The sequence below is a fragment of the Microbulbifer aestuariivivens genome (assembly GCF_039545115.1).
GTDB lineage: Bacteria > Pseudomonadota > Gammaproteobacteria > Pseudomonadales > Cellvibrionaceae > Microbulbifer > Microbulbifer aestuariivivens.
In genome coordinates this window covers 1-6,319 of sequence record NZ_BAABRT010000033.1, presented here as the reverse complement: position 1 = coordinate 6,319, position 6,319 = coordinate 1, and the positions used below count along the sequence as shown (strand labels likewise).

Annotated in this window: 4 protein-coding genes; all 4 read left to right on the top strand. The window is 50.2% G+C overall.

Annotated features, from left to right (window positions below):
- The first annotated feature begins 140 nt into the window (after positions 1-140).
- The 4 genes from ABEA58_RS13960 (at position 141) to ABEA58_RS13945 (ending at position 5,346) form a co-directional block, all read left to right on the top strand.
- Entirely contained in the window at positions 141-539 is a 399-nt protein-coding gene (locus ABEA58_RS13960) for a hypothetical protein (protein WP_345552473.1), read from the top strand.
- A gap of 880 nt (positions 540-1,419) precedes the next feature.
- Positions 1,420-1,854 (top strand): hypothetical protein, encoded by a 435-nt coding sequence (locus tag ABEA58_RS13955; protein ID WP_345552471.1) that lies wholly within the window; start codon positions 1,420-1,422, stop codon positions 1,852-1,854.
- Positions 1,855-2,669: 815 nt separating this feature from the next.
- The gene (locus tag ABEA58_RS13950; RefSeq protein WP_345552469.1) at positions 2,670-3,230 is read left to right on the top strand and encodes a hypothetical protein; all 561 of its coding nucleotides are present in this window, start codon (positions 2,670-2,672) and stop codon (positions 3,228-3,230) included.
- 1,621 nt (positions 3,231-4,851) lie between these two features.
- Entirely contained in the window at positions 4,852-5,346 is a 495-nt protein-coding gene (locus ABEA58_RS13945; RefSeq protein WP_345552467.1) for a DUF2059 domain-containing protein, read from the top strand.
- The last annotated feature ends 973 nt before the right edge of the window (positions 5,347-6,319 follow it).

Sequence of the window (6,319 nt, the reverse complement as noted above, 5' to 3'; positions counted from 1 at the left end):
GTGGCTGGCAAAGTGCTAGTAGTTGGCGGGAGCGCGGCAGCCATAACCAGGCTAGGCAGGCTCGCCCAGCCGGTGGCTGGGCTGGACAGCCTACGCTGCGCTCCGGCTGCCCCTGCTAGCGGCGTTAGCTGTAAATGAGTATGAACATCGAAATTCAGACCAATGATGAGAACAAGCAGTTAATTCTCCGCAATATTAGAGATTGTGGTGCAGATACTTACGAGTGTTTGGCATGCGTAAAATCTGGTTGGCTTCAATGTGAACGTCAGTTTTTCTTTGGCAAATTCTATGCACAAGAATTTCTACAAAAGCTCAATGAGATGAATAACTTTTTTAGTGGCATAGCCGAGCTCAAAGCTGAATATGAAGATCAGATAATCTCGATAGGCTGCAACCAGATGGGTAAGGTTGTAGTTTCTGGAGAATTCATCGAGCATTCTATGCTTTCCCAGTCATTTGAGTTTGGCTTTGAAACTGATCAAACGATTTTATCTGGTCTTATTAAACAATTTACGAGGTTACTAGAGTGTCACAGCTAACAAGGCCAAGCAGCATCGCCCCTTCGGGGCTGGACCTCGCTACGCTCGGCCGCTGTTGGCGGCGGTTATGTTGCGGGGCAGTAAAAATTGTTGTTGGTGCATGCTTGTAATATTTTGCACTGTTTTAGCGTCCAACACTGAGCGGCTCGGTCGTTTCGTGTCCAAGCAGTTTCGTTCCTAGAGCATTCTCTCTGGTTCGGTAGGGCTGGCTGGTCCATTGCAGTATCGTGGAGTGCAAATAAGTTAATAATTTGGTGGGGGAGGTACGGCAATCTTCCCTCGTAACATTGGGTAGTGGCCAGCCAATCCGTGGCTGGCAAAGTGCTAGTAGTTAGTTCACAGCGCGGCAGCCATAACCAAGCTAGGCAGGTTCGCCCAGCCGGTGGCTGGGCTGGACAGCCTACGCTGCGCTCCGGCTGCCCCTGCTAGCGGCGTTATGTTGCCGGTCGGTCATAAGCTTGGTCAGTGCCAGCATGTAATTTTTCCCACTGGTTAAGAGTCCAGCATTGAGCAGCTCGTTCGCTGCGGAACTCGGCAGTTTCGCTCCTAGAGCCTTCTCTAGGGTTCAGTAGAGATGGGCACTTCACTGCAGTATCGTTGGGTGCCATTAAGTTAATAATTTGGTGGGGGCGGTACTGTATTCTTCCCTCGTAATATTGGGGCGTGGCCAGCCAATCCGTGGCTGGCAAAGTGCTAGTAGTTGGTTCGCTGCGCGTCAGCCATAACCAAGCTAGGCAGGTACGCCCAGCCGGTGGCTGGGCTGGACAGCCTACGCTGCGCTTCGGCTGCCCCTGCTAGCGGCGTTATGTGTTCACGGCAATACCGAGTAGCTAGCAAATTGCCCATAAAATCAGACCAAACTTTCAAGGAGTAATTTTGTATGTCTGTAATTTTTAATTATGTAGGCTTTTTTAAGACCGAGTCCGCACAAAGTATTTATGAAGCCCTTTCCAACCCTTTTCCGTGCTTTACTGAAATTACTATAGTAGGCAAAGACAGGGTCGAATTCATTTTTGGCGATGAGGGAGCGTACGATAGCTGGAAAGAGGCCTATGCGAAAGTGAAAATGCTGGATGTAAAAATCGATGAGTATTTAATTCTGGAGGAGTGTGATCACTCTGAGGAAGGAATTATTGCGAAAGGTAATATTGATAATAAAGATATTGAGGGAATAATAACATTCGGAGATTATCCCTGGTTCGGTAGCAAAGAAGCAATCGAACCTATTGAAGGTCAATTTAGAACAAATTTGTTGTCCTTGGATTCAATTCCAGATTTTTTAGAGTCCACTTGGTGGCAAGGTGAAGAGAGCTAAATTAACAATCGCTGTATATGGAAGTAGTAGTAAAAACCAACACACATAACAAACCAAGCCAGCAGAAAATGTGGGCAATGGCCTTGAAAAACAGGCCATTAAAGCGCCCACTTTTCTGCTGCTTGGGGCGTTATGTTGCCGGTCGCTAATGATCATGGGCAGTGCCAGCGTATGGTTTTCAGCACTAATTCGGCTTCCAGTATTTTGTTGTATTGGTGTGCCACGGCCGAGCAGTTCCGTTCCTAGAGCGTTCTCTCCGGTTCGGTAGGTCTGGCTAGTCCACTGCAGTATCGTGGAGTGCCAATAAGTGAATAATCTGGTGGGGGAGGTGCGGTATTCTTCCCTCGTAACATCGGTCAGTGGTCAGCCAATCCGTGGCTGGCAAAGTGCCAGTAGCTTGTCTGGAGTTCGTCAGCCATAACCAAGCTAGGCAGGTTCGCCCAGCCGGTGGCTGGGCTGGACAGCCTACGCTGCGCTTCGGCTGCCCCTGCTAGCGGCGTTATGTTGCCGGGCGGTAAAAGCTGTTGCCGGTGCCAGCGTGTATTTTTTACGCAGGTAAAGCGTCCAGCATTGAACTGCTAGGGTGTTCCGGGATCAAGCAGCTTCGTTCCTAGAGTGTTCTCTCTGGGTCGGTAGATATGGCTAGTCCGCTGCAGTATCGTGGAGTGCCAATAAGTTAATAAATAGGTGGGGGATGTGCCGTGTTCTTTCCTCGTAATATCGGGCGGTGGCCAGCCAATCCGTGGCTGGCAAAGTGCTAGTAGTTGGCTCGCAGCGCGGCAACCATAACCAAGCTAGGCAGGATCGCCCAGCCAATGGCTGGGCTGGACAGCCTACGCTGCGCTTCGGCTGCCCCTGCTAGCGGCGTTAGGGCTATGAATAAAATTCTCGGTACTTTTCTAATTTTTCTCTGTTGGAACACTTTTGCTACGGAGTGTCCTGAAACGGAGAACGGATTTGATCCAAAGATTCACTATGAGTACTCAAACAAAGTGTTTCTTGGATATATTTCGGCAGGTTCGTATGATCTTAAAGGCTGGGAGCATGCAACCAGTAGCGGGCCTATGTATGTGCCAACGTATGATTTAACCTTTGAGGTTCTGTACAGCTTCAAGGGTAAGATTGGTGATACGTTGAAACTTAAATCCACGGATCAAGGCTTTCACGGTGGGTGGCGTATTGGAGATTTATACATAATTTTTCTCGCGGACTCGAAAATCGGTGTATGTACAAAAGTTACTCCATTATATGCTGATTACTTCAATGAGTATGACCCATACGGTGAGCTCGAGTTTATGCTGGAAAGAGCGGATGTGCAGCTAAAAACAAAAAAAGACATTGAGTTCTTGTTAGGCACCGTGCCCTCTAAGCCCTAACAAACACAAGCAGTGGGACGCCCAACGCTATGCACCTTTTGTGCTGGTCGCTACGCTCCCATTTTGCACAAAAAGTGCATAGCATTGGTCGCCCCTGTTGCGGGCGTTATGTTGCCGGTCGGTAAAAAATCTTGCCGGTACCAGTGTGTAGCTTTTCGCACTGTTTTAGTTAGTGTCCGGTATCTGGTAGTTTTGGTGCCGCATATCCAAGCAGTTCCGTTCCTAGCGTGTCCGTTCGGGTTCGGTAGATGTGGCTAGTCCGCTGCCGTATCGTGGAGTGCCACTAAGTGAATAAATGGGCGGGGGAAGTGCGGTATTCTTCCCTCGTTTTAATCGGGTAGTGGCCAGCCAAGCTGTGGCTGGCAAAGTGCTAGTAGTTGGTCTGGCGAGCGGCAGCCATAACCAAGCTAGGCAGGATCGCCCAGCCGGTGGCTGGGCTGGACAGCCTACGCTGCGCTTCGGCTGCCCCTGCTAGCGGCGTTATGTTGCCGGGCGGTAAAAATTCTTGCCGGTACCAGTGTGTAGTTTTTCGCACTATTTTAGTTAGTGTCCGGCATCTGGTAGTTTTTGTGCCGCATATCCAAGCAGTTCCGTTCCTAGAGCGTTCTCTCCGGTTCGGTAGGTCTGGCTAGTCCACTGCAGTATCGTGGAGTGCCAATAAGTGAATAATCTGGTGGGGGAGGTGCGGTATTCTTCCCTCGTAACATCGGTCAGTGGTCAGCCAATCCGTGGCTGGCAAAGTGCCAGTAGTTGGGCTGGAGTGCGTCAGCCATAACCAAGCTAGGCAGGCTCGCCCAGCCGGTGGCTGGGCTGGACAGCCTACGCTGCGCTTCGGCTGCCCCTGCTAGCGGCGTTATGTTGCCGGTCGGTAAAAATTATCGCTGGTGCCTGCGGGTAATTTTTCGCACTGGGCTGGCGTCCAGCATTGAGCAGCTCGGTCGTTCCGCGTCTCGGCAGTTTCGTTCCTAGAGCGTTCTCTCTGGTTCGGTAGGGCTGGCTAGTCCGCTGCAGTATCGTGGAGTGCCATTAAGTTAATAATCTGGTGGGGGAAGTGCGGTATTCTTCCCTCGTAATTTCGGGCGCTGGCCAGCCAAGCCGTGGCTGGCAGCGTGCCGGTAGCGGGTGTCCGGTACGGCACCTATAACCAAGCTAGGCAGGTTCGCCCAGCCGGTGGCTGGGCTGGACAGCCTACGCTGCGCTTCAGCTGCCCCTGCTAGCGGCGTTATGTTGCCGGTCGGTGAAAATTGTCGTCGGTGCCTGCGGGTAATTTTTCGCACTGGTTTAGCGGCCAGCATTGAGCAGCTTGGAAATTCCGGGCTGAAGCAGTCTCCCTCCTAGAGCATTCTCTCTGGTTCGATAGATCTAGCTAGTCCACTGCAGTATCGTGGAGTGCCAATAAGTTAATAAATGGGTGGGGGCGGTGCGGTATACTTCCCTCGTAATATTTGGTCTGGCCAGCCAATCTGTGGCTGGCAAAGTGCTGGTAGTTGGCTCTGAGCGCGGCAGCCATAACCAAGCTAGGCAGGATCGCCCAGCCGGTGGCTGGGCTGGACAGCCTACGCTGCGCTTCGGCTGCCCCTGCTAGCGGCGTTATGCAAAATGAAATACTAAGGAGACATAGATGAAAAAATTAGCAGTAGTAGGATTCGGGTTGTTTCTCTCAATCGCTTGTCATGCACAAGACAGTAAGCGAGAGAGTGTGCAGGAGCTTCTTAAAGCCACAAATGTAGACTCCATGGTGGATACAATGTACAGCCAAATGGGGCAGGCGTTTGCGGGGATTGGGCAGCAGCTTGGTATAAAGGCCGAAGATCAGCCTGTATTTGATGCTTATATGAATAAGGTGTTTGCTACCATGAAGGAGGATATGAGCTGGGAAAAAATGGAAGGCCCAATGATAGAAATCTACCTTAAGCATTATACCGAGAAGGAGATTCGCGATATGTTGGCATTTTATCAGTCAGAAAGTGGTCGCTCGATGGTTGAAAAAATGCCCGCGGTTATGGGCGATTCAATGGCCCTATCTCAGCAGATGGTTCAATCGTTCCTCCCCAAAGTTCAAGCAATGGCAGAAGAACTCAAAACAGATCTTCAAAAACATAGAAATAGCCAGTAGTGCATAACAAGGCATTTCACACGTTTCGCCCCAAGGGGCTACACTCCGACAGTCAAAGCTCCGCTTTGCCTGCCGGGTGAATGCGGCGTTATGTTGCCGGTCGATAAAAAATATCGTCGGTGCCTACAGGAAATTTTTCGCACTGGTTTAGCGTCCAGCATCGAGCTACGTGGCCGTTCCGGGATCAAGCAGTTTCGCTCCTAGAGCGTTCTCTCTGGTTCGGTAGAACTGGCTAGTCCACTGCAGTATCGTGGAGTGCCAATAAGTTAATAATTGGGTGGGGGAGGTTCGGTATTCTTCCCTCGTAATATTGGGGGGGTGGCCAGCCAATCCGTGGCTGGCAAAGTGCTAGTAGTTGGTTCGCAGAGCGTCAGCCATAACCAAGCTAGGCAGTTTCGCCCAGCCGGTGGCTGGGCTGGACAGCCTACGCTGCGCTTCGGCTGCCCCTGCTAGCGGCGTTAGGTGTGTTTGGAAAAATGAGCACTAAAAGGGCTAAAGTAATACCTATAGTTATTTTTACCATATATCTATCAGGGTATTTCCTGCTTTATCCGCTATTTGCTAATTATACTGCTGGTTCTTATTATCATAGGTTGGTTGCATACCCTGCTCTAAAAATTCACGATACTATCTATGCTCCAACAATTAAACTCTTAGGACCAAACAGCATTTATACAAAAGTTTGGGTTTCTAATACTAAGTGGTGGTGTAATAAAATAAATGGAAGGGAATTCTGTGAAAAACACATTGCTCAACCGTAATAGCACACCTAACAAAACACGGCACGGCCGCTACGCTGGACTCACAAACCGCCGGTTTGTTCGCCCGTGCGCTCGGCGTTATGTTGAAGACTTACCCACGTTTAGTAGACACTCTGTATAGTTAGGTTTCGGCCTAACACGGAGGTGTACCATGGGTAAGAAGAAAGCTCAGGCATATACGGAAGAGTTTCGTAGAGAGGCAGTAAAGCGCG